The following is a 25,993-nucleotide window of genomic DNA, read 5'->3' on the forward strand; positions in this document are numbered from 1 at the left end:
GGGACAGATACAGCATGACCAACCCCGAAATCGGCCAGTCGATCGTCGCGAACGGTATTCGCACAAACTATATCGAAGCCGGCGACGCCTCGCTGCCCGCGCTCGTCCTCATCCATGGTTCGGGGCCCGGTGTCACCGCCTTTGCCAATTGGAACGGTGTGATACCCGCGCTCAGCGAGCATTTCCACGTCCTTGCGCCCGACATGGTCGGCTTCGGCTACACCGAGGTTCCCGACGACGTGAGCGACTTCACGCTCGATTTCTGGGTCGATCACATCGTCGGCTTCCTCGACGCGCTTGGCATCGAACGAGCCTCCTTCATCGGCAACAGCTATGGCGGAGCGCTCAGCCTGGCGGTCGCGGCGCGCCACCCCGATCGCGTCCGCCGCTTCGCGCTGATGGGCGCCGCCGGCCTCCGGTTCGAAATGTCGAAAGGCCTGCTCGACGTCTGGGGCTATGAGCCGTCGGAGGCGAACATGCGCAAGCTCATGGAAACCTTCGCCTATAATGCGGGCCTCGTAACCGACGCCATCGTGCTGTCGCGCCACAACGCCAGCATTCGTCCGGGCTCGCACGAGGCTTTCTCGCGTCTCTTTCCCGAACCGCGCCAGGCGAAGCTCGACCGGCTGGCGACACCCGAGGAGGATATTCGTAATATCCAGGCCCCTGCCCTCATCATCCACGGGCGCGAAGATGTGATCGTTCCCGTTGACGTGGCCTATCGTTTCTCGGCATTGCTCCCCCATTCGGAGCTGCATGTGTTTGGGGAATGCGGGCATTGGACACAGATCGAGAAGAAGGACCGGTTCGTGGAGGTCGTACTGCCGTTCCTGAAGGCAGTGTGAAACGCCAGCGGCGGTCACAGGGCGAACGCTCGGAGGAGATGCGCGAGCGCGTCGCGCACGCAACGTTCGAGGTGATCGCCGCGCGCGGTTTTTCGGGGCTGAGGACGGCCGCGGTCGCCGAGCAGGCGGGTGTCAGCCAGGGTGCGCTCCTCCACCATTTCGAGACCAAGCATGGCCTGACGCTCGCGACGGTCGAATATGCCTTCGCGCGCGCGTCGACCAAGACCGAGGAGATCATCGAGGCAGGACTCGCGAAGGGCGAGGACCCGATCGACCTCATGCTCGACGATTTCCGGCTCTATTTCTTCAACGATGATTTCTGGGTGTCGCTCGACATCACGATCAACGCATCGAAGGATCCCGAGCTCAAGGGCGGGATCCGCGAGATCGTGCCGCGCTACCGCCTCGGCGTCTATCGCCGCTGGGTCGGCATCCTTTCGGAAAATGGCTGGTCGACCGGCGACGCCGAAGAGATTGTGCGCATGAGCGCGGCGCTCACCACCGGGCTCGGGATCCGCACGCTGTTCGACGATGTCGACGCCTATCTGGGCCCGACGATCGAACGATGGCGCAAGATGGTCGACGCCACCTGGCCGAGACAGAAGGCCTAGCGGGCTTCGGCGACCACCGGATTTTCGATCGCGCCGACGCCATCGATCTCGCAGCGCACGACATCGCCGACCTTTAGAAAGACCGGCGGGTCCATCGCGATGCCGACGCCCTCGGGCGTGCCGGTCGCGATGAGATCGCCCGGTTCGAGCGTGAAGGCAGTCGAGAGGTATTCGATCTGCTCGTAGATATTGTGGAGCATCATTCCGGTATTCGATGACTGGCGCTCTTCGCCGTTCACGAAGCAGCGGATGGGCAAGTCGTGCGGGTCGGCAATCTCGTCGGCGGTCACGATCCACGGACCGATAGGTCCATGGGTGTCGAAGGATTTGCCCATCGTCATCGTCTGCGAGTGGAATTGCCAGTCGCGCGTCGAGACGTCGTTGGCGACGAAATAGCCGAAAATATGCGACCGCGCATCGGCGGCGGACACATGCTTCGCGGCCTTGCCGATCACGACGCCAAGCTCTGCTTCATAATCGACCTGGTCCGACACATCGGGCTTCACGATGCCATCGAAAGGACCGGTGATCGAGGTCGTCTGCTTGTTGAACCAGAGCTGCTTCTTGGGCTCGGCGATGCCAAGCTTCGCGCCCTCCTCGACATGCTTGCGATAATTCATGCCGATCGCGAGATATTTGCCGGGTCGTTCGATCGGCGCGAGAAGCCGAACCGATGCCAGCGGTATCGACGCCGCGGATGTGGCAAAGTCGGTGATGCGAGCCAGCGCCCCCACGCCCTCCCGCACCACCGACAAGAGATCAAGGAAACCAAGCGGCTCCAGATCGACAACGGCATCGCCGACCACCACGCCTGCGCGCGCGCCAGCACCACCATCGAACCGAACCAGCTTCATTTTGCCCTCACCTCGATCTCTGCTGCCCACTACTTACAAACCGGACACTTGGTATGTCAATTGCCCGGGGCCGCGGTGGATCGCATGAACCTCTGTCCATTTCTGAGCAACAACTGTCGGTCCTCAGGCCCCGGTCCCGGGCTAAGATAACCTTTTGGGGACTGTCGCAAATGCGACAGACATTTAGCCGCCGCTCCGGCATCAAATATTCAAATTGGAGAGGAACAGGCGAATGGACCATGGGATCGGCATATCGCTCGACGATAAATGGACGCAGCCGAAAGGCCGGATATTCCTGAGCGGGACGCAGGCGATCGTCCGCGTGTTGCTTGCCCAAGCCGACCTCGACAAGCGCGCTGGGCTCGACACGGCAGGCTATATCAGCGGCTATCGCGGCTCTCCCCTCGGCAATGTCGACACCGCGCTCTGGTCGGTCAAGAACCGGCTTGCGGAGGCGGGCGTGGTCTTCCAGCCGGGCGTCAACGAAGACATCGCCGCGACTGCGGTTGCCGGCACGCAGCAGATCGACCAGCTACCCGGCGCGCGGCACGAAGGCGTATTCGCCGCATGGTACGGCAAGGGACCCGGAGTCGACCGCTCGGGCGATGCGTTCAAGCACGGCAATTACGCGGGCGCACATGCGAAGGGCGGCGTGCTCGTCTTCTTCGGCGACGATCACGCCGGGAAATCCTCGACCGTCGCCTTCCAGAGCGAGCAGGCCATCGTCGCGAGCAGCATCCCGATCCTTTATCCCGCCGATCCCGGCGAACTCATCGAATATGGCCTTTTCGGGTATGCGCTTTCGCGCCACAGCGGCTCGTGGGTCTCGATCAAGTGCGTGAACGAGATCGTCGAACAGGCGGGGACGTTCGACATCGATCTCGACGGTTTTGCCGCGTCGCTGCCCGATCTTCCGTCACCCCCGCCGGAAGGCATCCACGCGCGGCGGCGGGCCCTCTCACCGCTCCGCGACGAGCAGATCGTCAACGAGCATCGCATGCCGCTCATCGGGCCCTTCATCAGGGCGAACCGCATCGACCGGACAATTTTCCGCGGACCGGCTCCGCGCCTCGGGCTCGTCGCAGCGGGCAAGAGCTACGGCGACACACGCCAGGCGCTCGAGATCCTCGGCCTCGACGAGGATGCCTGCCTCGGGCTCGGCGTCGCCCTGTACAAGCCCGGTTGCGTCTGGCCGCTCGAGGCGGACGGCCTCGTCGAATTCTCGCAAGGGCTGCACAGCCTCTTCGTAATCGAGGAAAAAAAGGCCTTCGTCGAAATCCAGGCCGCATCGATCTTCATCAACCGCGACGGCGCCCCGCGCATCGTCGGTAAGCGCGACGAGGCCGGGCAGACGATCTTCTCCGAGACCATCTCGCTCGAACCCGCCGCGATCGCGCTTGCCATCTGCGACCGGCTCGAACTTCTTGCGCCCCTTCCGGCACATCTCACCGATATCCGGGACCGGCTGCGCGGCAAGAGCGGAAGCGTACCCGTTCCGCTCGACGTTCGCCGCGCGCCTTTCTTCTGCTCGGGCTGTCCGCACACCCGGTCGACGCGCATCCCCGAGGGCAGTCACGCGATGTCGGGAATCGGCTGCCATGGCATGGTATCCTTCGTCCGGCCCGAAGAGACGCTGACCCCGATGCAGATGGGCGCCGAAGGCGCAAACTGGCTCGGGATGGCGCCGTTTACCGACTTGCCGCACATCTTCCAGAATATGGGCGACGGGACCTATTATCACTCAGGCCTCCTCGCCATCCGCGCCGCCGTCGCCTCGGGCGCCAACATCACATACAAGATCCTCTACAATGATGCGGTCGCGATGACCGGAGGCCAGCCCGTCGACGGACCGCTGAGCGTCGCCGAGATCGCACAGCAATTGCGGCACGAAGGCGTCGGGCGCATCGTCGTTCTCAGCGACAATCCCGATTACCACCGGCGGACGGGCGGCTTCCCCGAGGGCGTCGCGATCGGCCACCGCGACACACTCGATGCGGTGCAGCGCGAGCTGCGCGAGATCACCGGCGTCACCGGGCTGATCTACGAACAGACCTGCGCGGCGGAAAAGCGCCGGCGCCGCAAGCGCGGCACATTTCCCAATCCCGCCAAGCGCATGTTCATCGCGCACCAGGTCTGCGAGGGTTGCGGCGATTGCTCGGAGCAGTCGAGCTGCGTCAGCATCGCGCCGCGCGAGACCGAACTTGGCCGGAAGCGCATGATCGACCAGTCGAGCTGCAACAAGGATTTCAGCTGCAACCGCGGCTTCTGCCCTTCCTTCATCACCGTTTATGACGCCGAGCCGCGCAAGCCCGAAGGGGTTGCGATTGATGAAAGCTGGTTCGGTGACATACCGGCGCCGATGCCGGCTGCGATCGAAAATGGGAGCTTCAATCTGATGGTCGCCGGGATCGGGGGCACGGGCGTGATTACCGTCGGCGCGCTCCTCGGCATGGCCGCTCATATCGACGGCAAGGCCGCCTCGCTCTTCGACATGACAGGCCTCGCCCAGAAGAATGGCGCCGTCTACAGCCATATCCGGATCGCAGAAACGCCGGAGGCCATCAGGACGCAGCGTATCGGCGCCGGGGAAGCCGATCTCCTCGTGGCATTCGATATGGTCGCGGCCCTCGCCCCGGAGGCTCTCAACAGTCTCGCCGAGGGACGGACGACGGCGATCGCGAACATCGACGTATCGCCAACCGCTGCGCTCCAGCGCGACCGCGACTTCCGGCTCGAGCCCGAGGTGCTTCACGCGCGGCTCGCACGCGCGATCGGCAGTGGCGCCGTGCACGCCGCGGGCGCGAGCGACCTTGCGCTGCGGCTCACCGGCGATACGATTTCGGCCAATCTCATGATGGTCGGCATCGCCCTCCAGAAGGGGCTGCTGCCTGTGACCTTGGCAGCCGTCGAGAAAGCCGTGGCGCTCAACGGCGTCGCGATCGCGCAGAATCTGAAGGCCCTCGCCCTCGGCCGCCTGATCGCGGCCCATCCCGAGCGCATCGCCGCCGCCCTGGAGAAGGAGGAACGCCCCGCGGCCGAGTTGCCCAAAGACCTGCCCGCAATCGTCGCGCACCGCGCGGCGCACCTCGCGCGCTACCAGGACGAGGCGCTCGCCGCGCGCTACCGCGACCTCGTCGATCGCGTGGAAGCCGCCGAACGGTCGGCAGACCCCGCATCGACCGCGATCGCGACCATCGTTGCCAACAATTATGCGAAGGTCCTCGCGATCAAGGACGAGTATGAAGTCGCGCGCCTGCTAACCGACCCCGCGCTCAGGGCCGAGCTCGACGCGACCTTTGCCCCGGGCGGACGCATCGCGTTCAATCTCGCGCCGCCGATCTTTGGCGGTGCCGGCCCGGGCGAACGTCCGCGCAAGCGGGAGTTCCCGGCCTGGATCATGATGCCGGCGCTGCGTGTCCTCTCGCTCGGCAAGGCGATCCGCGGAAGCTGGATCGATCCCTTCGCCCGCACCGCCGAACGGCGGGACGAGCGGCGCCTCGCCTCCGACTATGCGGCTCTTGTCGAGCGAATGATTTCGCGGATGGGCGAACTCGACCGCGAAGCTGTAGCGAAGCTCCTCGACCGGGTGCGCGAGGTTCGGGGCTTCGGCCCGGTGAAGCAGGACGCGATGGACAGATATTTTGCCGAGATCGGTCCGGCCGAGGCTGGCGTAGCGCCCGCGGCCAGCCGCGCGAGAGACGTTCTCTCGATCGATTAGGGCACAAAAAATGGCCGGGCGTCGAAACGCCCGGCCGGAGTGCCCTTGGGATGAACGCGGTTAAACGCTGTAGATGTCGAGGACGTTGGGAATGATATCGTTCGCCAGCACGACGCGGCGCGACGCTATCTTCAGCCCGTCGTCGGTCTTGCGGAGCCGGTGCGTCTGCTGACCGAAGAAGCAATGCGCGACTTCCAGCCGGTAGCTGTGCACCATCCAGTTGGAATCGACGCGGATTTCGCCGTCCTCCTCGATCGCCCGCACCACATTGGTGATGTGGCACGTGCGCGGCATCGGCGTCGAGGCCAGCGACTGCTCGGTCCGGATGCGGTACACGCGATCCTCGAGGCCGGTCTTGTTGGCGTAGTAGATGAGCGACATCTCGCGCTGCGGATCGGTGGTCAGCCGGTCTTCGTCGAGCCAGCACGGAAGCCAGTAGACCGCGTCGGGAACATAGAGCGCGAGCCACTCGTCCCATTCGCGGTTATCGAGGTGCCAACCTTCCATCAAAACGAGCGCACGGGCTTCCGCCAACATCTCCGCGCTCATTCGGCAGCCTCCAGGGCCTGCTCGGCAGAGCGTTCCTGTCCCTCGCGCAATTGGCGCAGCCAGTTGCGGTGCTGGTTGAGGAACAGCCCCTCGTCCTGGAGTTGCGTCCCGCAAAATTGCGGCTCGAACCCCAGAGCGCGCGCACGCTCGTCGGCGCCGACGATGACATTGCGCGCGCCGCGCGATACGTCGCTCCACTCGGCGTCATTGGCCTGGAACCCGGCTTGCGTCGCGTTGAACGCCGCGAGATCGTCGGGCGTCGCGAGCCCTGAGGCGTTGAAGAAATCCTCATACTGGCGGATGCGCTTCGGCCGGATCGCCGGATCTTCGCTCTTCGGTGCGAATGCGAAGGCCTTTACCTCGGTCTTGCTGAGCGACAGCGGACGGAAAGTACGGATCTGGCTGCTCATCTGGTCCATCAAGAAGAGGTTCGGGAAGATGAAGAGGTTGCGCCAAGTGTGCGTCATCCAGTGCGCGCGCTCTTCTCCATATTTCGCGACATACAGGTCGCGCTTGGCGTAGGACGGCCGCACCTCTGGATTGGGAAGCTCGTTCCATAGAACGGCATGGCCGTTCTCAAAGGCATAATAGCCGCCCGGCAGGTTGCTGAAGCCCGCGACATCGACCGGCTCGACCACGTCATTGTCCGCGGCGATACGGGCCCGGTTCTTGGTCGTGAGCACATAATTGCCGTGGATCATCCCGACATGATAGCCGTCGACGCCATTCTCGGCCTGGAGCTTCCAGTTACCGTCATACGTGTAGGTTTGCGGCCCCGGGATCAGTTCGATCTCGCCATTGTCGTCCTGGTCGACGATCAGGTCGATGAAGGCCTTCGCCGCCCCGAGATAATCCTCAAGCGACTGCACGTCGGCGCGAAGACTGCCGAAAATGAACCCGCGATAGCTTTCGACGCGCGGAAGGCGCTGCAGGCCAAGCGCACTCTTGTCAAAGGCATCGGTATAGCCTGCCTCCATCACGTCGCCGCAGCTCACCAGGCGGCCGGTGTTCGAATAGCTCCAGCCGTGGAACGGGCAGATGAAGAGCTTCTTGTTACCGCACCTCCGCAATTCGACGGTGGCGCCGCGGTGCTGGCAGGCGTTGAGGAAGGCGCCGATCTCGCCCTCCTTGTCGCGGGTGATGATGATCGGCTGACGGCCGATATGGCCGGTGAAGAAATCGTTGGGCTTCGGGAGCTGGCTCTCGTGCGCGAGATAGACCCAGTTGCCTGCGAAGATATGCTCGAGTTCGAGGTCGAAGATGCGCTCGTCGGTGAACATCCGCCGGTTTATCCGGAACAGGCCCTCTGCCTCATTCTCATCGAGAAGCCCGTCCAGCAGGTCCTGATTAGCTGCCATGCCCACAATCCCTCTCCTGCGCCCGCATTCCATGGCGGGCTTTCCTGACATGTAACATGACACCCGAAGCGATGGCAATATGGCTGATGTTTCAATTAACATACTGAATTATATCATCTTACTGCGAATTGATGGCGAATCACGCCGCGCTATGTAGCATGCCAACTGATCGATGATTCGCGATTGATAACCGTTCTCAATAGCCTTATCTCTCTGATATATAGTCCTTTATATGCGTCAAATTGCCGATTGACGTAACATGCTACCCCCGTCATAGTCCGAGGCAACAAGAGCAGAGGAGAGGCGACCATGGGTCAGGCACGTCGCAACGAGCGCGAGACCTTCTTTCCCGTCGAACTGGTGAGCCAGGGGACGGTCGCAGATCCGTCCGGCAAGGCGGGCCGTATCGCCAACGAAATCGAGCGGCGAATGATGGTCGGCGAATATAAGTTCGGCGAAACCCTCTCAGCGACACAGCTCGCGCGGCAGTTCGATACCAGCCGTCAGCCGGTCAGCGCCGCCCTTGCCCATCTGCGCAGCAGCGGCTTCGTCGAGGTGCTGCCCCAGGTGGGTTACCGGGTGGTCTCGCCATCCGCGACGGAGATCAGCGACTTTTTCGTCGCGCTCGCCAAGCTCGAAGCCGCGGCCGCCGCATTCGCCGCCCGCCGCTATGAGGGAGACGAGGCCGATCAGCTCGTCACCATCGCCGAACGGGGTGATCCCAATTCGCTGGAAACAACCGCCCAGCGTCAGGGCTATGTGGCAAACCTCAACGACTATCAGCGGATGCTGTGGACCATGGCACGCTCCCCTGCCCTCGACGGCCGGGTCTCCGGGATGCGCCGCCTTGCCAGCTTCTATCTCTGGCAGGGGATGACCACCTTGGTACCGCCCTCGGCGCATCTCCTCATCATGGAGCGCGCCGAAATCGCGCGCGCCATCAAGGCACGCGACGTGACGCGCGCCGAAATCCTCATGGAAAAGCATGTGGCGCACAAGCCGCATCTCAACGGGTTCCTGTTGAACAACGCCACCTGAAACCAGCCCGCCGACGCGGGCAATCACATCTGCCGAGACCCTGGGGAAACGGGGCCGGTGTTGGAGGGGAGAGAGAATATGAAGCGACTGCGTTTTTGCGCCCTGCTGCTGGCGGGCGTCTCGCCCGCTGCCGTCCACGCACAGGACGGCACCCCGTCAAATCCGGCCGAAACGGCTCCGCAGGAGCAGGCGACGTCGAGCGGCGGCCTTGAAGACATCGTCGTCACGGCGACCCGCCGCGAGGAACGCCTTCAGGACATCCCGGTCGCGGTCACCGCCGTGACGGGAGATTCGATCGCGACCGCCGGCATCCAGGACATCCGAAGTCTGACGCAGGTCGTGCCGGGCTTCTTCGGCGGCAAGAATATCGGCCTTTTCCTTCCGGTCATTCGCGGCGTTGGCTCGTCGAGCGTGTCGGCCGCGGACGAGGCCAATGTCGCGACTTATATCGACGGCGTCTATCAGCCCGATCCCTTCTCGACCTATGTCGACCTCGCCGAGGTCGAGCGGGTCGAGGTGCTGCGCGGTCCGCAAGGCACCGTCTTCGGACGCAATGCAACCGGCGGCCTCATCAACATCATCACGCCCGATCCGTCCTTCGATGCGCGCGGCAGCCTCTCGGGCCGCCTTGGCTTCCTGCGCAACAACTCGATGGACTATGACATTCGCGGCTATGCGACGGGCGGGCTCAGCGACACGCTCGCGATGGACATCTCGGGGGTCTATCGCAAGACCGAGGACTATATCCTGGACCTCGTTCGCGGCGGAAAGCTCGGCGGCATCGAGGTGGTGAATGTGCGCAGCAAGCTGCTGTGGCAGCCGAGCGACAGCGCCCGCATCGTGCTCACCGGCGAAATCACCGACCAGAACAGCACCACCAACGCGACCCAGCCGCTGAATGACAACACCGCCGGCCGCCGCTTCGCAGGCGTGATCCTGCCGACGGGCCCCTGGCAGACGTCGGTGGACTCGCTGCCGCAGCTCGACTTCCGCCGCTACAATCTCGCACTCCGCACCAAGTTCGAACTCGGCGCGGTGAACCTCGAGACGACCTCGGGCTATATGCACAACAAGACGCTGCAGAGCACCGACTCAGACGCGTCGAACATTCTTCTCGGCATCGTCTCGGCGACCGAGCCCGATATCACCACCGAGTCCTTCAGCCAGGAAATCCGCCTGCTCTCGGCTAACCCGGGCCGCTTCCAATGGCTGCTCGGCGCCTATGGCTTCTGGCTCGACGCGAGCGCCGGCATCCGCATCATCTCGCGCCCCGGCGGCCCGGGCACGACGCAGACATCGACGCTGCTCAGCCCCGAACTCGCCACCGAATCCTATTCGGGCTTCGGCGAGGGTACCTACGAGATTGTCGACAAGCTCTTCCTGACCGGCGGGCTTCGCTACACCTGGGAGAAGCGCAAGTTCACCCAGGTCGTGAACGGCAACAACCTCTTCGGCGAAACCAGCCAGTCCTTCGACCGCGTCACCTATCGCATCGCGCTGCGCTACGAATTCGCGGACGACGCGAATGTCTATGCGAGCTACGGCACGGGCTACAAGAGCGGGGTGTACAACTATACGTCCACCACCCCGACAGCGGTCGCGCCAGAGACGATCGACTCCTTCGAAGTCGGCATCAAGGCGGACCCGCTGAGCTGGCTGCGCACCAACCTTTCGCTCTATTATTATGATTATCAGAACCTCCAGGTTCTCGCGCGCGCGCCGACCGGAAACACCTTCATCCTCCAGAATGCCGCGAGCGCCGAAGTCTATGGCGGCGAACTCGAAGTCACCGCGGCGGTGACCGATGACCTGACCATCCGGGCGTCGGGCGCCTTCACCCATGCGGACTACAAGGATTTCCCGCTTGCGCAGGGGTTCATCCCCCTCCCCACCGGCGGCAATACGCCCGTGTCGGAAGACGCGTCGGGCAACCAGATGACCCGCTCGCCGCGCACCAGCTTCAACCTCGGGTTCAACTGGGGCCGCGATATCGGCTCGGGCCGGATCGGCGTGTCGGGCAATTTCTATCACAGCTCGCGCGTCTATTTCGACTTCGCCAACCGCTTCTCGCAAAAACCCTATAGCTTGCTCAGCGGCGAGTTGAGCTGGACCGCCTCGAACGAAAATCTGCGGTTCACGCTTTGGGCAACCAATCTCACTAACGAGAGGGTGTTCCGCGAAATTCGCAACGGCCCTCTCACCACCGACGTCACCTACGAGACGCCGCGCCGTGTCGGTGTCGGGGCCTCCGTGAAATTCTAAAAAGGGGCGCGCCGGCCCCGGCGGTGCGGACCGCCGGGGCCGGCGTCATCGATCGAGAGCAGGAGCGAAAGACGCAGCATGAGGTTTGAGGGTCAGGTAGCAGTGGTAACCGGCGGTGCCGCCGGCATCGGCCGTTCGCTCGTGCTCAAGCTCGCGGCCGAAGGCGGCCGTCCGGTGATTGCCGATGTCGACGAGGCTGGAGGTCAAGCGCTTGTCGAAGCCGTCGCGGCGGCGGGCGGACAGGCCCTCTTCAAACGCACAGATATTCTGGTCGAGACCGATATCGCCTGCGCGATCGCCGCTGCCGAGGAGAAGTTCGGCCGCCTCGATCTCTTGTTCAACAACGCCGGCGTGCCGCGAACAATCGCGCCCGACAGCGAGATCGCCGACATGACGGCGGACAAGTGGCGGTTGACGCTCGACGCACACCTCACCAGCGCGATGCTCGGCTGCCGCTACGCGATCCCGGCCATGATCCGAGCGAGAGGCGGCGCGATCGTCAACACGTCGTCCGCCAGTGCGCTTGCCGCGACTATGGATCTATCCGCTTACAGCGCTGCGAAGGCCGGCCTCCACGCCCTCACGCGCGAGGTCGCCGTCACCTATGGCCGCGACAATATCCGGTGCAACGCGGTCGTGCCGGGCGCGGTCATGACGGAGCGCGGACGTGCAACGCTTCCTCCCGACATCATCCGCCTTTTTGCCGAGGAGACCCCGCTCCAGCGGCTCGCGTCGCCCGACAATATCGCCGACATCGCGCTCTTCCTTGCGTCGGATGCGGCCGCGATGGTTACAGGCCAGGCGCTCCTCGCTGATGGCGGAATGATGAGCAAACTCCCCTACTGGCTGCCAAAGATGCGCGAAAGCCGCGGCGCGAGGTTCGACGCCACCACCTATTCGCCGGAGCGCGACGACTAAAGCGACAGACCAGAGATAAGCAGAATGGGACTGATATGAGCAGCGTTACCGAACTTGGATATGTCGGCCTCAACGTCACCGACGCGGAGGCGTGGAAGCGCTTCGGCGCCGACGTGATCGGCCTTGAACTCGTCGAGGGCGAGGAAGCGGACCGCTTCTATTTCCGGATGGACTATTGGCACCACCGCTTCGTTATCCATCCGGGCGAGACCGACGACATCGCCTATGCCGGCTGGCGCGTCGCCGACGAGGAAGCGATGCAGGCGATCCTCGACCGGCTCGACGCGGCGGGCCACAGCTATCGCCGCGCGACGCCCGAGGAAGCGGCCGAGCGCCGGGTGCTGGGCCTTGTCAAGGTTAAGGACCCGAGCGGAAACCCCGTCGAACTCTTCTACGCGCCGCTCATCGAGGTGCACCTGCCCTTCCACCCCGGGCGCCGCATGCATGGAAAGTTCGTCACGGGAAGCGAAGGCATCGGCCATATCCTGATCCAGGCCGATGATCCCGCAGCGTCACACCGCTTCTACTCGCTTCTCGGACTCAAGGGCGCGATCCAATATCATCTGCAGTCGCCCAAAGGCACGGTCTATCCGGTGTTCATGCACTGCAACGACCGCCAGCATTCGCTCGCCTTCGGCGTCAACGGGCCGTCGCGACTCAACCACATGATGCTCGAATATCGCGAACTCGACGACCTCGGGCTCGCCCACGACATCGTCAGGGCGCAGGGCATCGACGTTGCCCTGCAGCTTGGCAAGCATTCGAACGACGAGGCCCTGACCTTCTATTTCATGACGCCGTCCGGCTGGGCCATGGAACTCGGCTGGGGCGGCGGGAAGTCCTTCGCGCAGCAGCAATATCACCTCCGCGACATCTTCGGCCACGGGATCGAGAAGTCCGGCAACATGGACGTCGAGCTATAATCTTGCGCCGCACTGCGCTTCGGCACCGAACGGCACGATAATATGGCAACGGCTCATGTCGCGGCCAAGCCTGTTGCGTCCCCTACGCAGCCGTCTTACTCCGTCGAGGTGAAACAGCTCAGCTTCGACATGTACCAATGGATGGGTTCCGAAGCGCAGGCGGCCTTCGAGCGCGCGGCAACGCGGATCGAGCGTCCGGCGGGCTCGCTCATCTACGCCGAGGGCGACGCCGGCGATACGATGTTCCGGATTGTCCGCGGGGCGGTGCGTCTGACTGTTCTGCGCGATGACGGACGCGAGCTGCTCTTCCAGATTTACCACCAGGGCGGGTGTTTCGGCACGAGCAGCGTGATCGATGGCGGGCAGCGACCGCAGACCGCCGAGGCCTATGAGGACTGCGAACTTCAGGTCGTTACCAAAGCACAGATCGACGGCCTGCGCGCGGATCATCCCGATCTGGGCGACGCAATGCTTCGCCTGCTCAGTATGAATATGCGCCTGCTTATTTCCTATTTTGCCGGCTCCAATCTCGACGGCATCGTCGCCTGGCTAGCCCAGCGGCTCGAAGAGGCCGCGCGTGCCTTCGGACGCGAGACCGAAGATGGCGTCCTCCTGACCCAGCCGCTGTCCCAGTCCGAGTTCGCCGCGATGGTCGGCACCTCGCGCCAGACCGTCAACAAGGCGTTGACCGAACTTCGTACGCGCGGCCTGGTCATCAATCATGGCCGCTACCTGCTCATCAAGGACATCGATCAGCTTCGCCGTTTCGGCGAACAAGGTCTCGGCCCTGGCTGACCCGCCGGCCGCCCGCGCTGTCAACAGTTTGACAGACAGGACCACGCGGATCGCGGATAGTTCGCTCCAACGATATGGAGAGGGACATGACGCAGAAGATGCGGCGCTGCGGGCAAGCTGCTGAGCCCGCACGGAGATGGCGGACGCTGCCCCCGCCGGTGATCTTCCGCGAGTGGACGCCACCCGCCTACGCAACGCGCGGTCAGCAACGGTCCACCATATGTCACTGATCCTGTCCCGTGCCGACATCGATTTCCTGCTGTTCGACTGGCTCGACATCGATCGGCTCTCGTCCGAGCCGCTTTACGCCCACCTCGATCACGGGACTTATGCTGCGGTGATCGACCTGGCCGAGCGGCTCGCAACCGATGTTGTCGCGCCGGTCAACAAGCTCGCAGATCAGCGCGAACCCGAGATGATGCCAGACGGAAGCGTCGTCATCCCGAAGGAGATCGGCGATGCCCTGGAGCAGGTTCGGCGATCCGGGCTCTTCGCCGCGGCGCAGCCATCCGAGCTTGGAGGCATGCAGCTGCCCTTCGTGGTCGAGAAAGCCGCCTTCGCGTGGATCCAGGCCGCGAGTCCCGCGGTGTCCGGCTATGTGCTGCTCACCATGGCAGCCGCAAACCTGCTTATCGAGCACGGCACGCCGAAACAGGTGGAGACTTATGCCGTTCCGCTTCTCGCGGGCGAAAATTTCGGGACGATGTGTCTATCCGAACCGCAGGCGGGTTCGTCGCTGGGAGATGTCCGCACCAAGGCCATCGCTGATGGCGACGCCTATCGCTTGTTCGGGAACAAGATGTGGATCTCGGGCGGCGAGCATGCACTGAGCGGCTCGATCACCCACCTCGTTCTGGCGCGCATCGAAGGCGCGCCTCCCGGCGTAAAGGGGCTTTCGCTCTTCATCGTGCCGCGCGACCTCGAACAGGACGATGGGAGTCTTGTCCGCAACGATGTCAGTCTTGCCGGACTCAACCACAAGATGGGTCAGCGCGGTACCGTAAACACTCTCCTCAACTTCGGCGAGGGCCGGTATCTGCCCGGCGGGTCTGCGGGAGCCGTGGGTTATCTCATCGGCGCCGAGGGCGATGGTCTGCGCTACATGTTCACGATGATGAACGAGGCGCGGATCGGCGTCGGCACAAGTGCTGCCGTCATCGGTTACACTGGCTATCTCCACGCGCTCGAATATGCCCGATCGCGTCCACAAGGGCGGGCGCTGCGCGACCGGGATCCCGATGCGCCGCAAATACCGATCATTGGCCACAGCGACGTGCGCTCGATGCTGCTGACCCAGAAGAGCTTTGTCGAGGGCGCGCTGGCTTTCAACCTCTACTGCGCATCGCTGGTCGATCGCATCCGCTGCGCCGACAAGGCAGAGGCGCGCGCGACCGGTCTTCTTCTCGACCTGCTGACCCCGATCGCCAAGAGCTGGCCGTCCAAATTTTGCCTCGAGGCCAACAGCCTCGCGATCCAGGTTCATGGCGGCTATGGGTACACGCGCGACTATGATGTGGAGCAATTCTACCGCGACAACCGCCTGAACCCGATCCACGAGGGAACGCACGGTATTCAGGCGATTGACCTTCTCGGGAGGAAGGTGTCGATGGAGAATGGCGCCGCGTTCGCCTTGCTCCGCGACCAGATCGCCGGGACCGCCGCGAGAGCGGTCATTTGCGGTGGCGCGCTCGCCGAGCTTGCCCAAATTGTCGACGGCTTTCTCGCAGAGGTCGAAGAGGTGACACGGGTCCTCCTCGCAATTGGCGACAGCGAGGAGCGGCTGGCCAATGCGTCGCTCTATCTCGATGCGGTCGGCCATCTCGTCATTGCCTGGATCTGGCTCGAGTTGATGATCGCGAGCGAGGCCGGGGCCGACGCCTTTCACGACGGAAAGCGAACGGCGGGCCGCTTCTTCATCCGCCGCGAACTGCCCAAGATCGCGCCGCTTCTCGCAACGCTGCGCACCGTGGACCGCACCGCGCTAGACGCCTCACTCGAATGCTTCTGACATGAATGGGAGACACTGATGGATCTTGGGATCAGCGGCAGGACGGCGATCATTTGCGCTTCGAGCCAGGGACTCGGCCGGGCGTGCGCCGAAGCCCTTGCCAACAATGGCGTGCATATATTCATTAACGGGCGCCGCGAAGAGGTGCTTGCCGAGGCAGCCCGCGAAATCGGGGAGCGTTATGGAAGCCCCGTCTCGACAATCGTCGCCGATGCAACGAGCGAAGCGGGACGCGAGGCGATCGTTGCGGCCTGTCCGGCGCCCGACATACTGATCAACAATGCGGCCGGCCCGCCGCCAGGCGATTGGCGCCAGTTCGACCGCGACCAGTGGCAGGCCGCCGTCGATTCCAACATGCTGAGCGCCATATTCCTGATCCGGGCGTTTGCCGACGGCATGGCCGAGCGCGGCTTCGGCCGGATCGTGAACATCACCTCGGCGCTGGTGAAGGCGCCCAAGGAAGTGATCAGCCTTTCCGTCGCGGCGCGCCTCGGCCTTACGGGCTTCTCCAAGGGGATAGCCGCGAGCTACATCGGCCAAGGCGTAACCATCAACAATCTTCTCCCCGAGCAGTTCGAGACGGCGCGGCTGCGCAAGAATCTCGCGTTTATCGCAGAGAAGAAGGGCATCAGCCTCGAGGATGAGATTGCGCTCCAGCTCGCCGAGGCTCCCGCCGGCCGGTTCGGAAAAACAGAAGAGTTCGGGGCCACCTGCGCTTTTCTGTGCAGTTCGCAAGCGGGGTATATGTCGGGACAGAATATCCTTCTCGACGGGGCCAAACTGACCGGATTGTTCTGACCATGTGAGCGCGGACGATCGTCCGCCCGAAGGAATATTTGCAATGACCTCGGAGATTTTCGGCACGCCGATCGAGCGCAGCGGCACCAGGATCAGCGGTCCTTTCCGCAGCCCCAAGAATATGCTCGGCGAGCAGAGCTACGACGGGCATGCCTCGATCCATGACGATGCAACGGCGCAGAAGCTGGGCTTTGCGGCCGCAACGATCGAGGGGCCGACCCATTTCAGCCAGTTCGAGCCGCTCGGTGTCGCCGCATGGGGATCGCACTGGTTCGCCAGTGGCTGCCTGTCCGCGAGTTACAAAGCCGCCTGCTATGAGGGCGAGGAGGTGTCGGCGCATCTTGAGACCGACCCGGAGAATGGCGATCGTGCGACCATCTACATGACCAAGCGCGACGGAACCGAGGTCCTTCGCGGCACCGCAAGCGTCCGCGGCGGCGGACCGACGGCGCTCGACGACAAGCTCGCGGGGCTCGGACCGGCCGATCTGCACCGGGTCATCCTCGAGAAGGTGGCGGTCGGAATGAAGCGTCTGCGCGTCGCCGTTCGCATGGATCCCGACAGAGCCATGGGCGATCTCTATCCCTTCACCCTCCGCCAGAAGCTCGAGCGCGTCACCGAGCGATCGGCGTGGAACATGCCGGATGCTGACACGCCATGGGGTTCGCCTGTGCTGCCGCTAGAGATGGTGAGCGTGCTCGTCCATCATGTCGCATCGGACGATCCCTGGCCGCTCAAATCGCCGCGTGTTGACCTGTTCGTCGACCAGGAGATCAGGCTTGAGAACGGGCCGGTGCTGGCGGGGCATGATTATGAGCTCGAGCGCGAGGTCGTCGGCATTTCGCAAAGCCGAAGGACCGAGAGCATGTGGGTCCGTACGAAGATATTCGAGCCTGGAACCGACCGGCTCGTCGCCTCGATGCTCCTCAATACGGCAAGCATGAAGGACAGCTATCCCGCCTATGACGGGGAGCGACAGGCGATCGAGACAAGGGCGTGAGCATCGCGGCCGCTCCCTCGACTGCGCCCGGAAGCGAAGGGGCGAGCCCGGCACCCGCGATCGGCTCCGCGCGTGCGTGGACCGCGCTTGTCCTTCTCAGCCTCCTCTACATCATATCCTTTGTCGATCGCCTTGCGCTGGCGCTGCTTGTCGAGCCGATCAAGGCGGACCTCGGTATCAGCGACGTCCAGATCGGCCTGCTGATCGGCACGTCCTTCGCGATCGTCTATGCCCTGACCGGATTGCCGCTCGCGCGTATCGCCGACACCAGCAGCCGGCGCATGCTCATCTTCGGCGGCGCGCTCCTCTGGGGGCTCAGCACGTTCGCCGCGGCTTTCGCGAACAGCTTCGCTGTGCTCGTCGCGCTTCGCATCGGCGTGGCCGTCGGCGAGGCCGCGCTCGTTCCGGCGGCGATGTCGATCCTGTCCGAACTGTTCCCGGCCAACAAGCGCGCGCTGCCGATCAGTATATTCGTGATGATCGGCGTGTGCGGCGGCTCGGGCTCGATGCTGATCGGCGGCGCCGTCCTGGATTTCGCGGCGACGTCGGGCGCACTACCCCTCGTAGGCGACATGAGCGCATGGCGCCTCACACTGATTCTGGTCGGCGCGCCCGCGGTCCTGCTCGCCCTGCTCGCCCCCTTTATACTCCCGGCGATGCCTGCGGCGGGCGGCAGCGGCAGTGCAAGCGCATCGATCGGCGAGCTCAAGCGCTACTATTCCGCGCATCCCCGGACCTATATCGGTTTCTACACCGTGACGGCGCTCGTATCGGCCATCAATTTCAGCATCCTGACCTGGTTCCCGACGCACCTCATCCGGTCCTACGGCCTTGCCGCGCCGGATGCGGGCTATTTGTTCGGAACGGTAGGGGTCGCCACCAGCCTTGCCGGCGGCCTGTTGCTGCCATGGATCGCGCGGCGAATGGTCGCGAAAGGTCGCTTCGATTCAACGCTCACGATTGCGCTCTTTGTATGTTGCCTGTCCTCACCGCTGCTTATCGCTTCGTTGCTCGCACCGAGCGCGGAGTTGGCCATCCTGATCGCAGCGATACCCTTCACCCTGCAGTTCGGCCTCGGTATTCTGCTCGCGGCGACGGCGCCGCTGCTGGCGCCGCCGCAGATACGGGCGCAGCTCGTTGCCATCTTCTTCCTGTTCCTGTCGCTGATCGGGCTCGGCATCGGTCCCACGCTCGTCGCATGGCTGGCCCAGAACGTCGGCTGGCTGAAGGGCTCGGTCCCTGCAGCCTTGGCTCTGATCATCCTGATCTTTGCTCCGGCACAGATCGTTGCGATCCTCCGGAACCGCGGCGCCTTCGCAAAGAGCTACGAAGACGCCGCGTGAGCTGCGAGGGTGGACGGGACCGCGCTCTCCTCGTTCAGATCTTGCCGGTGAGTTCCGGAACGGCGTTGAACAGATCGGCGACGAGGCCGAAGTCGGCGACCTGGAAGATCGGGGCGTCTTCGTCCTTGTTGATCGCGACGATCGTCTTCGAATCCTTCATGCCGGCGAGATGCTGGATCGCGCCCGAGATGCCGATCGCGAAATAGACTTCCGGTGCGACGATCTTGCCGGTCTGGCCGACCTGATAATCGTTGGGAACATAGCCCGCATCGACCGCGGCGCGCGAAGCACCGAGCGCGGCGCCGAGCTTGTCGGCGAGCGGGACGATGACTTCCTGATATTTCTCGCTCGAACCCAGCGCACGGCCGCCCGATACGATGATCTTCGCCGAGGTCAGTTCGGGACGATCCTGCTTGGCGATTTCGGCGCCAACGAAGCTCGAGATGCCCGTGTCGCCGCCAGCCGAGACGGCTTCGACCGCACCCGAACCACCGGTGCTGGCGGCCTTTTCGAAGGCGGTGCCGCGGACGGTGAGGACGAGCTTCGCGTCCGACGATTCGACGGTCGCGATCGCGTTGCCGGCGTAGATCGGGCGGGTGAAGGTCTTTTCGCCTTCGACCGAGAGGATTTCCGAAATCTGCATCACGTCGAGCAGCGCGGCAACGCGCGGCGCGATATTCTTGCCGGTCGTGGTTGCCGGCGCGAGGAACGCGTCATGGCTGCCCATCAGTTCGGCGACGAGCGGCGCGATATTTTCGGGCAGGTTATGACCGAAAGCGGGGTTGTCGGCGACATGCACCTTGCCGACGCCGGCAATCTGCGCGGCTTCCTTGGCAACCGCATCGACGCCCGAACCGGCGACGAGCAGATGGACTTCGCCGAGCTTCGACGCGGCAGTGACCACCGCGAGCGTGGCGTCCTTGACGGCCTTGCCGTCATGTTCGACCCAAACCAGAGTTTTCATGAATGCACTCCAATCGCTTTCAGCTTGGCAACCAGTTCATCGACATCGGCAACCTTGACGCCGGCCGAGCGCACGGGCGGTTCCGAAACCTTGACGACCTTGACCCGCGGCGCGGTGTCGACGCCGTAATCGGCGGGGGTCTTGGTATCGAGCGGCTTCGACTTCGCCTTCATGATGTTCGGCAGCGAGGCGTAGCGCGGTTCGTTCAGACGCAGGTCGGTGGTGACGATCGCGGGAAGCTTGAGCTTCACCGTTTCAAGGCCGCCGTCGACTTCGCGCGTCACACTGACATGGTCGCCTTCGACGTTCACCGCGCTGGCGAACGTGCCTTGCGCCCAGCCGGTGAGGGCTGCGAGCATCTGGCCGGTCTGGTTATTGTCGCCGTCGATCGCCTGCTTGCCGAGGATGACAAGGCCGGGCTGTTCGGCGTCGGCAATCGCCTTGAAGATCTTCGCGAGCGCGAGCGGCTCGACCGCATCGTCGGTCTGGACGAGGATCGCACGGTCGGCGCCCATCGCGAGCGCGGTGCGGAGCGTTTCCTGTGCCTTCGCCGGGCCGATGGACACGGCGACGACTTCGGTCGCGACGCCCTTTTCCTTCAGGCGGATCGCTTCTTCGACACCGATCTCGTCGAACGGATTCATCGACATTTTGACATTGGCCAGGTCGACACCCGTGCCGTCGGCCTTGACCCGCGGCTTCACGTTATAATCGAGCACCCGTTTCACGGGGACGAGGATTTTCATCGGTCTCTCCCATCCTGCGCAGCCGCGCCGCGCGAACAGCCCAATTAGATAAACTGGTTTACCTTTGTCAATCTCTTCCCTAAGCGTGTCGCCTTGAGAGAGGAGACCGAAATGCTCGAGCGTGATGGAAGCGGCCTGTTCGGTGACGAGCACCGGGCCTTTCGCGCGATGGTGCGCAAGTTTATCGAACGGGAATTTTCGTCACGGCTCCTTGAGTTCGAGGACGCCGGCAAGGTCGCCCGCGACTTCTGGCTGAAGTGCGGCGAGGCCGGGCTGCTGTGCCCGACGATGCCCGAGGCGTATGGAGGGCTCGGTCTCGACTTCAGCTTCAACGCGATCATCAACGAGGAATTCACCTACGCGATGATGGCAGATTCTATCACGCTGCAGACCGACATCACAATGCCTTATATTCTTCATTATGGCAGCGAGGAGCAGAAGGCCGCACTTCTCCCGCGCATGCTTTCGGGCGAGACCATTGTCGCGATCGCGATGACCGAGCCGGGCGCCGGGTCCGATCTCCAAGGCGTGCGCACCTCGGCCCGCCGCGACGGAGACGGCTATGTGATCAACGGCGCCAAGACGTTCATCACTAACGGCCAGAACGCCGATGTGATCATCACGGTCTGCAAGACCAACCCCGATGCTGGCGCCAAGGGCATCTCGCTGTTCCTCGTAGAGGCCGACCGCCCCGGCTTTGCGCGGGGTCGCAATCTCGACAAGGTTGGCCAATGGATGTCCGATACGTCGGAACTCTTCTTCAACGACGTTCGTGTCCCGGCCTCGAGCCTGCTTGGAAGAGAGAACGGCGGGTTCGTCTATCTCGTGAGCGACCTGCCGCAGGAGCGGCTCTCGATCTCGATCACGGCGCAAGCAGCGGCGCAGCGCGCCTTCGACGAGGCGGTGGCTTTCACGCGCGACCGCAAGGCTTTCGGCAAGAATGTGATCGATTTCCAGAACACACGGTTCGTCCTCGCCGACATCAAGGCCAAGTTGCAGGTCGGCTGGGCGCATCTCGACTGGGCGATTGCGCGCCATGTCGCCGGCGATCTCACCGCCGACGAGGCCGCAGCCAGCAAATATTGGCACACCGAGATGCAGTGGGAAGCGTGCGACGCTGCGCTGCAGCTCCATGGCGGATCGGGTTATATGAATGAATATCCGATCGCGCGCATCTGGCGCGACGCGCGCGTCCGCCGCATCTATGGCGGAACGAGCGAAATCATGCGCGAGCTTGTCGGGCGGAGCCTCTAAGGGCAGATTCTTCTCTACGGCGGCAGGAGTGCTCGCCGGGACGCTCAAACCTCTGCGGCAATCCTTATACGCGGGCCTGAAGAAGGCTCCACGCGGCGGGAGAAAGGGTGTAGACCGCCTGGCGTTGCCCGCCACGATTGTGATGATCGACGCAATAGCCCTGATAATGCCGGAACAGCAGACCCGCGCGAACGAGGTCCGAGACGGCGCGGCTGACGTTGGTCTTGCCTGATGCCCTGACGCGCAATCGGACCTCGACGTCAAGCGCACGCGCAGCCTCGTCTGGATCGGCCGGGAGGATGCCGTCTCCTGCCATTTCATCGCGGACGCGTTCCACGAGGGCCAGCCGGCGTGGATCCCGGTGGCCCATCGGCGATAGTGCATCGCATAGCCAGTCGCGGACAGTGACCTGCTCGCCTTCATTCCTGATAAGCGGGCCTGCGCTGCCATTGGGTCCAGCCGCCTTGGCGATGAGGTTGAGTACCATGAAGGCATAGCGCGGACGTGCGGAGCTATGCGCCAGGACCTCGAGCAGCTCCGGCATATCGAGCGAACGATTATCCGGACGGGATTGGAGTGGCGTTTCCAGCATGGGAACGAATCAAGCACATGGGGAACGAAAAGTGAATCCCCCAAATCACCTCGGCTCAACCTTTGTCGTCTGTGACACTTTGCCCGAGGGTAAAGTGTCATTAGCGACAATCACAAAAATGCGGGCCTTGTTCAGCGCTGCACGACTTGGCTCTCCATACTTGTCTGAGCGCGCGCGGGTCCTTCCTGTTTCCGCCCTTTGCATCGATCGACGCGGCGAGCTTCATGAGATTCACCGTCATCGGCAGCGTGATCAGAATGCTACCGACCAAAGAACTCAAGGACTCTCCGCCAATTTTCATCTCCTGTCGGCAGGCGCCGGTGCATGCGACCGGTCCGAAGCGTTCCCACGAATCTTACAACCGCCATCCCGTCGATCCGGAGCCTCTGCCGGTCTCTGTTCTCACAGGTCGAGCCCCAGGCTACGCTCGGGCAGCGAGGGCAAAGTGTCACCTCGGCCACTCTTGTCGGGCGCATCGGGCGTCTCACTCTTGGTGGGTCCGTCCGCTGTGGTGGCGGGCGATGGCGGCAGGTCCGGAAGACCAAGGTCGTCGATAGGTCCAGGATCGAATGGCGCCACCGGCACGGTACTCCTGCCGCCGTCGATATCGATCCGGCCGAGGGTCTCCAGCGCGGATGTCTTGTTGCCCGGATTCATGTCCAATTGGCGGGAGAGCTTCTCTTTATCATCGACAATCATGGTGAGCGCATCGCGGACACGCGTCACCCCGACGTTGAACAACCGCTGGTTCGACAAAAACCGCTCGTGGGACGACATCACCGTGATCGCCTTGTCGGTCGTGATGCCCTGCGCCATGTGCATATTGAGGCTATAGGCGAGGTCGAGCCGCGACAGCATCGGATCGCCGGTTGCCAAGCGCAATTGCTGACGGTCCGCCGTTTCGACGACGATCGCGCCGGTCTCCACAGCCGCGATCCGGGCAAGCGCCGAATTGAAGAGCCCGCGCTCCTTGTCGTTGGCTGTCCAGCGGATGCGATCACCCTCGCGCAGAACCAGAGCCTTCTTCTCCGTGAGCTGCAGACGGTCGCGCCGCTCGGTCGGAGAAAGCTTGAGCGGGTCGAAGCGAAGCCGCTTTCGCCCATCGGCGAGTTCGACCTTGCCCCCGCGAAGGATTTTGACGACGTCGTAGCGCCCGGCGGCAATGCCGACATCGCGAGCACCGCCGGCGCCAACCTCAAGTGTCTGCCCGGCACGATAGGTCGAGACATGGCGAAGTTCCTCGCGTGTCGTGTTGATCCGCTCATAAACGGTGACAGGATAGGCATCGCCCTTGATGCTCCCTTCGGCGATCAGGCCCTCCTGTATACGGTCGTTTATGATGGTCCTGGCCTCGCGGCCCGATGCAAAAATCGCCGTCACCTCGCGTTCTATTGCAGGTAGCGCGAGCCAGAGGTCCGCCGCCGCCGAGGGCGGATCAGCCGTTTCGATGACATCGTCGCCCAGCACGGCGAGCGCCGAGCCCGCCTTGCCGATGTTCGCGAGCGCCGCGACCGTGCGCAGCTCGTCGGTCCTCTGACGGATGTTCGTGTCCATTCGGGCCATGGTGCCGCCGCCCGCCTGGATCATCGCGAACGCCTTGCCGGCATCGATCGAGGAGAGCTGCTGCCGATCGCCGACGAGAACCAGCTTGTCGGCGCCAAGCGCGTCGGCAATCTCATGAATCTTCAGCATGTCGCTGCTCGACACCATCGAGGTTTCATCGACGACGAGCATGGAACCCGCGAAGGCCTCCCGCGCCGCCGCGTGCCGTTCCGTCCCCTGTTCGGCGATGAACCGCTCGTTCGCGAGGACGAAGGAGGCAATGGTCTGCGCCTTGATCCCGGCGCCTTCCCCAAGATCCGCGACCATCTTGTTCTGGAAGGCAAGCCCGGTGATCGGCCGCCCTTCGGCCTCCGCAACGCGCGCGACCGCCTGGAGCATCGTCGATTTGCCGGCGCCCGCGACCCCCTGGACAAGGACCGAACGGTCGGGCGATGAAAGGATCATAGTCGCGGCCGCGAGCTGGCCCGGATTAAGGGGCCGCTCGGCCGCCTCCTGAAGGCGCCCCGCTGCGACATCTGCGGAAAGGACCGGGCTAGCCAATCCCCTTCCCTTCTCGACGGCGCCGAGAATCTTCTCCTCGGTCTGGAGCGCTTCGCGCGTCGTCACCATGCGGCCGGTCCGGTCTGCCGCCGAGGCAATGCCCAGGATTAGCTGCTGCCGATCGACCAGCATCTCGATGCGTCGCTCGACGCCATCGATCGTCACGCCTTTCAGGCCGAGATCGAGCGCGGTCTTGGCAAGCATATGGACCGGCCAGGCCGCCTCGCGTTCGCCAAGGATGCGGACCGCCGATGCGACGGCAAGCTGGGTTCGCGCCGCGGCCGGCGATGCAACGGCGCGGCCGAGGCCGGTGTCCACGAGAGGATCGTGGGGGCGGAGAACCCCGCCGAGCCGCTGGCGCGCCGCATCGATGGCATCGACTATCGCGCGATAGCCCTTCTCGAATATGGTGTCGGTGGGATCGAAGGCGGATCGCGCTTGGGCTGCCTCGACCAGCGCCTTTCCGTCGAAGCCGAGCGCGGCCGCCCGGTCGACCCAGTCCTTCTTGAGCGCCGCCCGGTCTTCCACACCGAGCTTGGCATCGCGCGAACGCTTTGTGATTTCGCGCAGTCCCTCCGGCGACTTGATGCCGAGCTTCGTCGCGCGCTCGAGTATCTCGGCGCGTCGCTGGCTGAACTCCGCGAGCACACGCTTCGGGATCCCCGCAATCTCAAACGTTCCGTGCTTGCCTTTGAGGTCGAGGCTGTACCCGAGGCGCTCGAGTTCGCCGCGCAGATGAGCGTGATAGATCGCACCGATGACGCTGTTGCGGCTCCATATCTTGTCGGCATGGAGCGCCTGCCACTTGCCGCCGGGCATGCGTGTCAGATTGGCGATCACGGCATGGACATGGCCCTGGGGATCGAGTGCGCGGCTCGTGTCGTGCTGGAACAGGGCATAGACGAGATTGCCGGTCTGAACCGGAACCTTGCGGCCTTCGATATCGCGGCGTCCTTCGGCGAGGTTCTTCTCTACCCAGGCCATCGTCTTGGCGACCGCGGTCATGTTTGCAGCAAGGATGCGCTTGTCCCCTGCGACATAGGCCAAAACCGAGGCGGATTTTGGCATCGAGAAGGTGAGATCGAGTCCGGGGCGCCGGTTCTCGACTTGTGCGACGCCCTCGCCGCTTGGAAGAAAGCCGTTCAATATCGCTTCGAAACTGTCCTTCGTCACTTCGCCCGAAAGCTTGAGATCGGCCGCGCCATCCCCCGCCCAGAGGCTGGCCTCGGAGGAGCCCTCGACGGTGTAGTAATCGTCCTTCGCGAAATAGTTCGCGGCGCCTGAGGCGGAGCGGACGGCTGCGACCGAAAGCAT

The 25,993-nt window shown here is 63.7% G+C and carries 20 protein-coding genes; 13 read left to right on the top strand and 7 right to left on the bottom strand.

The genetic code is table 11. The features are described from left to right. Positions 1 to 14 precede the first annotated feature (14 nt). A complete protein-coding gene (locus tag LH19_RS26420) occupies positions 15 to 845 on the top strand; it encodes an alpha/beta fold hydrolase (protein ID WP_054735138.1) in 831 nt (276 codons plus the stop codon). Between the two features lie 38 nt (positions 846 to 883). Further along, positions 884 to 1,456, top strand: coding sequence for a TetR/AcrR family transcriptional regulator (locus tag LH19_RS26425; protein ID WP_158514509.1), 573 nt, complete (start codon positions 884 to 886; stop codon positions 1,454 to 1,456). Here LH19_RS26425 and LH19_RS26430 read toward each other — a convergent pair. Then, the gene (locus LH19_RS26430; protein WP_054735147.1) at positions 1,453 to 2,310 is read right to left on the bottom strand and encodes a fumarylacetoacetate hydrolase family protein; all 858 of its coding nucleotides are present in this window, start codon (positions 2,308 to 2,310) and stop codon (positions 1,453 to 1,455) included. The two genes, LH19_RS26425 and LH19_RS26430, sit on opposite strands and share 4 nt — an antisense overlap. Before the next feature lie 232 nt (positions 2,311 to 2,542). Here LH19_RS26430 and LH19_RS26435 point away from each other — a divergent pair, with 232 nt between their 5' ends. Further along, the gene (locus tag LH19_RS26435) at positions 2,543 to 6,028 is read left to right on the top strand and encodes an indolepyruvate ferredoxin oxidoreductase family protein (protein ID WP_082396431.1); all 3,486 of its coding nucleotides are present in this window, start codon (positions 2,543 to 2,545) and stop codon (positions 6,026 to 6,028) included. A 60-nt stretch (positions 6,029 to 6,088) separates the two neighbouring features. Here the strand turns inward: LH19_RS26435 and LH19_RS26440 are convergent, their stop codons facing one another. Both LH19_RS26440 and LH19_RS26445 read right to left on the bottom strand, forming a co-directional pair. Beyond that, the gene (locus LH19_RS26440; RefSeq protein ID WP_054735150.1) at positions 6,089 to 6,577 is read right to left on the bottom strand and encodes an aromatic-ring-hydroxylating dioxygenase subunit beta; all 489 of its coding nucleotides are present in this window, start codon (positions 6,575 to 6,577) and stop codon (positions 6,089 to 6,091) included. Then, positions 6,574 to 7,935 carry a Rieske 2Fe-2S domain-containing protein gene (locus tag LH19_RS26445; RefSeq protein ID WP_054735153.1) on the bottom strand — a complete coding sequence of 454 codons (1,362 nt, stop codon included), beginning with the start codon at positions 7,933 to 7,935 and terminating at the stop codon, positions 6,574 to 6,576. The genes LH19_RS26440 and LH19_RS26445 overlap by 4 nt, the downstream gene beginning before the upstream one ends. Positions 7,936 to 8,244: 309 nt before the next feature. Between LH19_RS26445 and LH19_RS26450 the strand changes: the two genes are divergently transcribed. The 9 genes from LH19_RS26450 (at position 8,245) to LH19_RS26490 (ending at position 19,020) form a co-directional block, all read left to right on the top strand. Continuing rightward, a complete protein-coding gene (locus tag LH19_RS26450) occupies positions 8,245 to 8,973 on the top strand; it encodes a GntR family transcriptional regulator (RefSeq protein ID WP_054735157.1) in 729 nt (242 codons plus the stop codon). Between the two features lie 78 nt (positions 8,974 to 9,051). Further along, entirely contained in the window at positions 9,052 to 11,235 is a 2,184-nt protein-coding gene (locus LH19_RS26455; RefSeq protein WP_054735160.1) for a TonB-dependent receptor, read from the top strand. A gap of 78 nt (positions 11,236 to 11,313) precedes the next feature. Further along, positions 11,314 to 12,153, top strand: coding sequence for an SDR family NAD(P)-dependent oxidoreductase (locus LH19_RS26460; protein WP_082396432.1), 840 nt, complete (start codon positions 11,314 to 11,316; stop codon positions 12,151 to 12,153). A 35-nt stretch (positions 12,154 to 12,188) separates the two neighbouring features. Then, positions 12,189 to 13,076 carry a VOC family protein gene (locus LH19_RS26465; protein WP_054735166.1) on the top strand — a complete coding sequence of 296 codons (888 nt, stop codon included), beginning with the start codon at positions 12,189 to 12,191 and terminating at the stop codon, positions 13,074 to 13,076. Positions 13,077 to 13,118: 42 nt separating this feature from the next. Further along, positions 13,119 to 13,871 (top strand): Crp/Fnr family transcriptional regulator, encoded by a 753-nt coding sequence (locus tag LH19_RS26470; protein WP_082396433.1) that lies wholly within the window; start codon positions 13,119 to 13,121, stop codon positions 13,869 to 13,871. 220 nt (positions 13,872 to 14,091) lie between these two features. After that, positions 14,092 to 15,879, top strand: coding sequence for an acyl-CoA dehydrogenase (locus tag LH19_RS26475; RefSeq protein WP_054735172.1), 1,788 nt, complete (start codon positions 14,092 to 14,094; stop codon positions 15,877 to 15,879). Between the two features lie 18 nt (positions 15,880 to 15,897). Further along, positions 15,898 to 16,677 (top strand): SDR family oxidoreductase, encoded by a 780-nt coding sequence (locus tag LH19_RS26480; protein WP_054735174.1) that lies wholly within the window; start codon positions 15,898 to 15,900, stop codon positions 16,675 to 16,677. A gap of 43 nt (positions 16,678 to 16,720) precedes the next feature. Next, positions 16,721 to 17,677 (top strand): hypothetical protein, encoded by a 957-nt coding sequence (locus LH19_RS26485; RefSeq protein ID WP_054735178.1) that lies wholly within the window; start codon positions 16,721 to 16,723, stop codon positions 17,675 to 17,677. After that, the gene (locus tag LH19_RS26490) at positions 17,674 to 19,020 is read left to right on the top strand and encodes an MFS transporter (RefSeq protein WP_054735181.1); all 1,347 of its coding nucleotides are present in this window, start codon (positions 17,674 to 17,676) and stop codon (positions 19,018 to 19,020) included. The genes LH19_RS26485 and LH19_RS26490 overlap by 4 nt, the downstream gene beginning before the upstream one ends. Positions 19,021 to 19,054: 34 nt before the next feature. Here the strand turns inward: LH19_RS26490 and LH19_RS26495 are convergent, their stop codons facing one another. Both LH19_RS26495 and LH19_RS26500 read right to left on the bottom strand, forming a co-directional pair. After that, complete coding sequence (locus LH19_RS26495) at positions 19,055 to 19,984, bottom strand: electron transfer flavoprotein subunit alpha/FixB family protein (protein WP_054735184.1); 930 nt, start codon at positions 19,982 to 19,984, stop codon at positions 19,055 to 19,057. Continuing rightward, positions 19,981 to 20,730 (bottom strand): electron transfer flavoprotein subunit beta/FixA family protein, encoded by a 750-nt coding sequence (locus tag LH19_RS26500; protein WP_054735187.1) that lies wholly within the window; start codon positions 20,728 to 20,730, stop codon positions 19,981 to 19,983. The genes LH19_RS26495 and LH19_RS26500 overlap by 4 nt, the downstream gene beginning before the upstream one ends. A 111-nt stretch (positions 20,731 to 20,841) precedes the next feature. Here LH19_RS26500 and LH19_RS26505 point away from each other — a divergent pair, with 111 nt between their 5' ends. Continuing rightward, the gene (locus LH19_RS26505; RefSeq protein WP_054735189.1) at positions 20,842 to 21,984 is read left to right on the top strand and encodes an acyl-CoA dehydrogenase family protein; all 1,143 of its coding nucleotides are present in this window, start codon (positions 20,842 to 20,844) and stop codon (positions 21,982 to 21,984) included. Between the two features lie 64 nt (positions 21,985 to 22,048). Here the strand turns inward: LH19_RS26505 and LH19_RS26510 are convergent, their stop codons facing one another. Both LH19_RS26510 and mobF read right to left on the bottom strand, forming a co-directional pair. Then, entirely contained in the window at positions 22,049 to 22,576 is a 528-nt protein-coding gene (locus LH19_RS26510; protein ID WP_054735193.1) for a hypothetical protein, read from the bottom strand. A gap of 402 nt (positions 22,577 to 22,978) precedes the next feature. After that, on the bottom strand, positions 22,979 to 25,993 hold the full coding sequence (gene mobF / locus LH19_RS26515) for a MobF family relaxase (RefSeq protein ID WP_054735197.1): 3,015 nt from the start codon (positions 25,991 to 25,993) through the stop codon (positions 22,979 to 22,981).

Origin of the sequence: Sphingopyxis macrogoltabida, from assembly GCF_001314325.1 — a bacterium.
Taxonomy (GTDB): domain Bacteria; phylum Pseudomonadota; class Alphaproteobacteria; order Sphingomonadales; family Sphingomonadaceae; genus Sphingopyxis; species Sphingopyxis macrogoltabida.

Excerpts from the sequence above, each read along its gene's own strand:
- LH19_RS26420 (WP_054735138.1), top strand. The coding sequence starts at position 15 with ATGACCAACCCCGAAATCGGCCAGTCGATCGTCGCGAACGGTATTCGC.
- LH19_RS26425 (WP_158514509.1), top strand. The coding sequence starts at position 884 with ATGCGCGAGCGCGTCGCGCACGCAACGTTCGAGGTGATCGCCGCGCGC.
- LH19_RS26430 (WP_054735147.1), bottom strand. The coding sequence starts at position 2,310 with ATGAAGCTGGTTCGGTTCGATGGTGGTGCTGGCGCGCGCGCAGGCGTG.
- LH19_RS26435 (WP_082396431.1), top strand. The coding sequence starts at position 2,543 with ATGGACCATGGGATCGGCATATCGCTCGACGATAAATGGACGCAGCCG.
- LH19_RS26440 (WP_054735150.1), bottom strand. The coding sequence starts at position 6,577 with ATGAGCGCGGAGATGTTGGCGGAAGCCCGTGCGCTCGTTTTGATGGAA.
- LH19_RS26445 (WP_054735153.1), bottom strand. The coding sequence starts at position 7,935 with ATGGCAGCTAATCAGGACCTGCTGGACGGGCTTCTCGATGAGAATGAG.
- LH19_RS26450 (WP_054735157.1), top strand. The coding sequence starts at position 8,245 with ATGGGTCAGGCACGTCGCAACGAGCGCGAGACCTTCTTTCCCGTCGAA.
- LH19_RS26455 (WP_054735160.1), top strand. The coding sequence starts at position 9,052 with ATGAAGCGACTGCGTTTTTGCGCCCTGCTGCTGGCGGGCGTCTCGCCC.
- LH19_RS26460 (WP_082396432.1), top strand. The coding sequence starts at position 11,314 with ATGAGGTTTGAGGGTCAGGTAGCAGTGGTAACCGGCGGTGCCGCCGGC.
- LH19_RS26465 (WP_054735166.1), top strand. The coding sequence starts at position 12,189 with ATGAGCAGCGTTACCGAACTTGGATATGTCGGCCTCAACGTCACCGAC.
- LH19_RS26470 (WP_082396433.1), top strand. The coding sequence starts at position 13,119 with ATGGCAACGGCTCATGTCGCGGCCAAGCCTGTTGCGTCCCCTACGCAG.
- LH19_RS26475 (WP_054735172.1), top strand. The coding sequence starts at position 14,092 with ATGTCACTGATCCTGTCCCGTGCCGACATCGATTTCCTGCTGTTCGAC.
- LH19_RS26480 (WP_054735174.1), top strand. The coding sequence starts at position 15,898 with ATGGATCTTGGGATCAGCGGCAGGACGGCGATCATTTGCGCTTCGAGC.
- LH19_RS26485 (WP_054735178.1), top strand. The coding sequence starts at position 16,721 with ATGACCTCGGAGATTTTCGGCACGCCGATCGAGCGCAGCGGCACCAGG.
- LH19_RS26495 (WP_054735184.1), bottom strand. The coding sequence starts at position 19,984 with ATGAAAACTCTGGTTTGGGTCGAACATGACGGCAAGGCCGTCAAGGAC.
- LH19_RS26500 (WP_054735187.1), bottom strand. The coding sequence starts at position 20,730 with ATGAAAATCCTCGTCCCCGTGAAACGGGTGCTCGATTATAACGTGAAG.
- LH19_RS26505 (WP_054735189.1), top strand. The coding sequence starts at position 20,842 with ATGCTCGAGCGTGATGGAAGCGGCCTGTTCGGTGACGAGCACCGGGCC.
- LH19_RS26510 (WP_054735193.1), bottom strand. The coding sequence starts at position 22,576 with ATGCTGGAAACGCCACTCCAATCCCGTCCGGATAATCGTTCGCTCGAT.
- mobF (WP_054735197.1), bottom strand. The coding sequence starts at position 25,993 with ATGCTTTCGGTCGCAGCCGTCCGCTCCGCCTCAGGCGCCGCGAACTAT.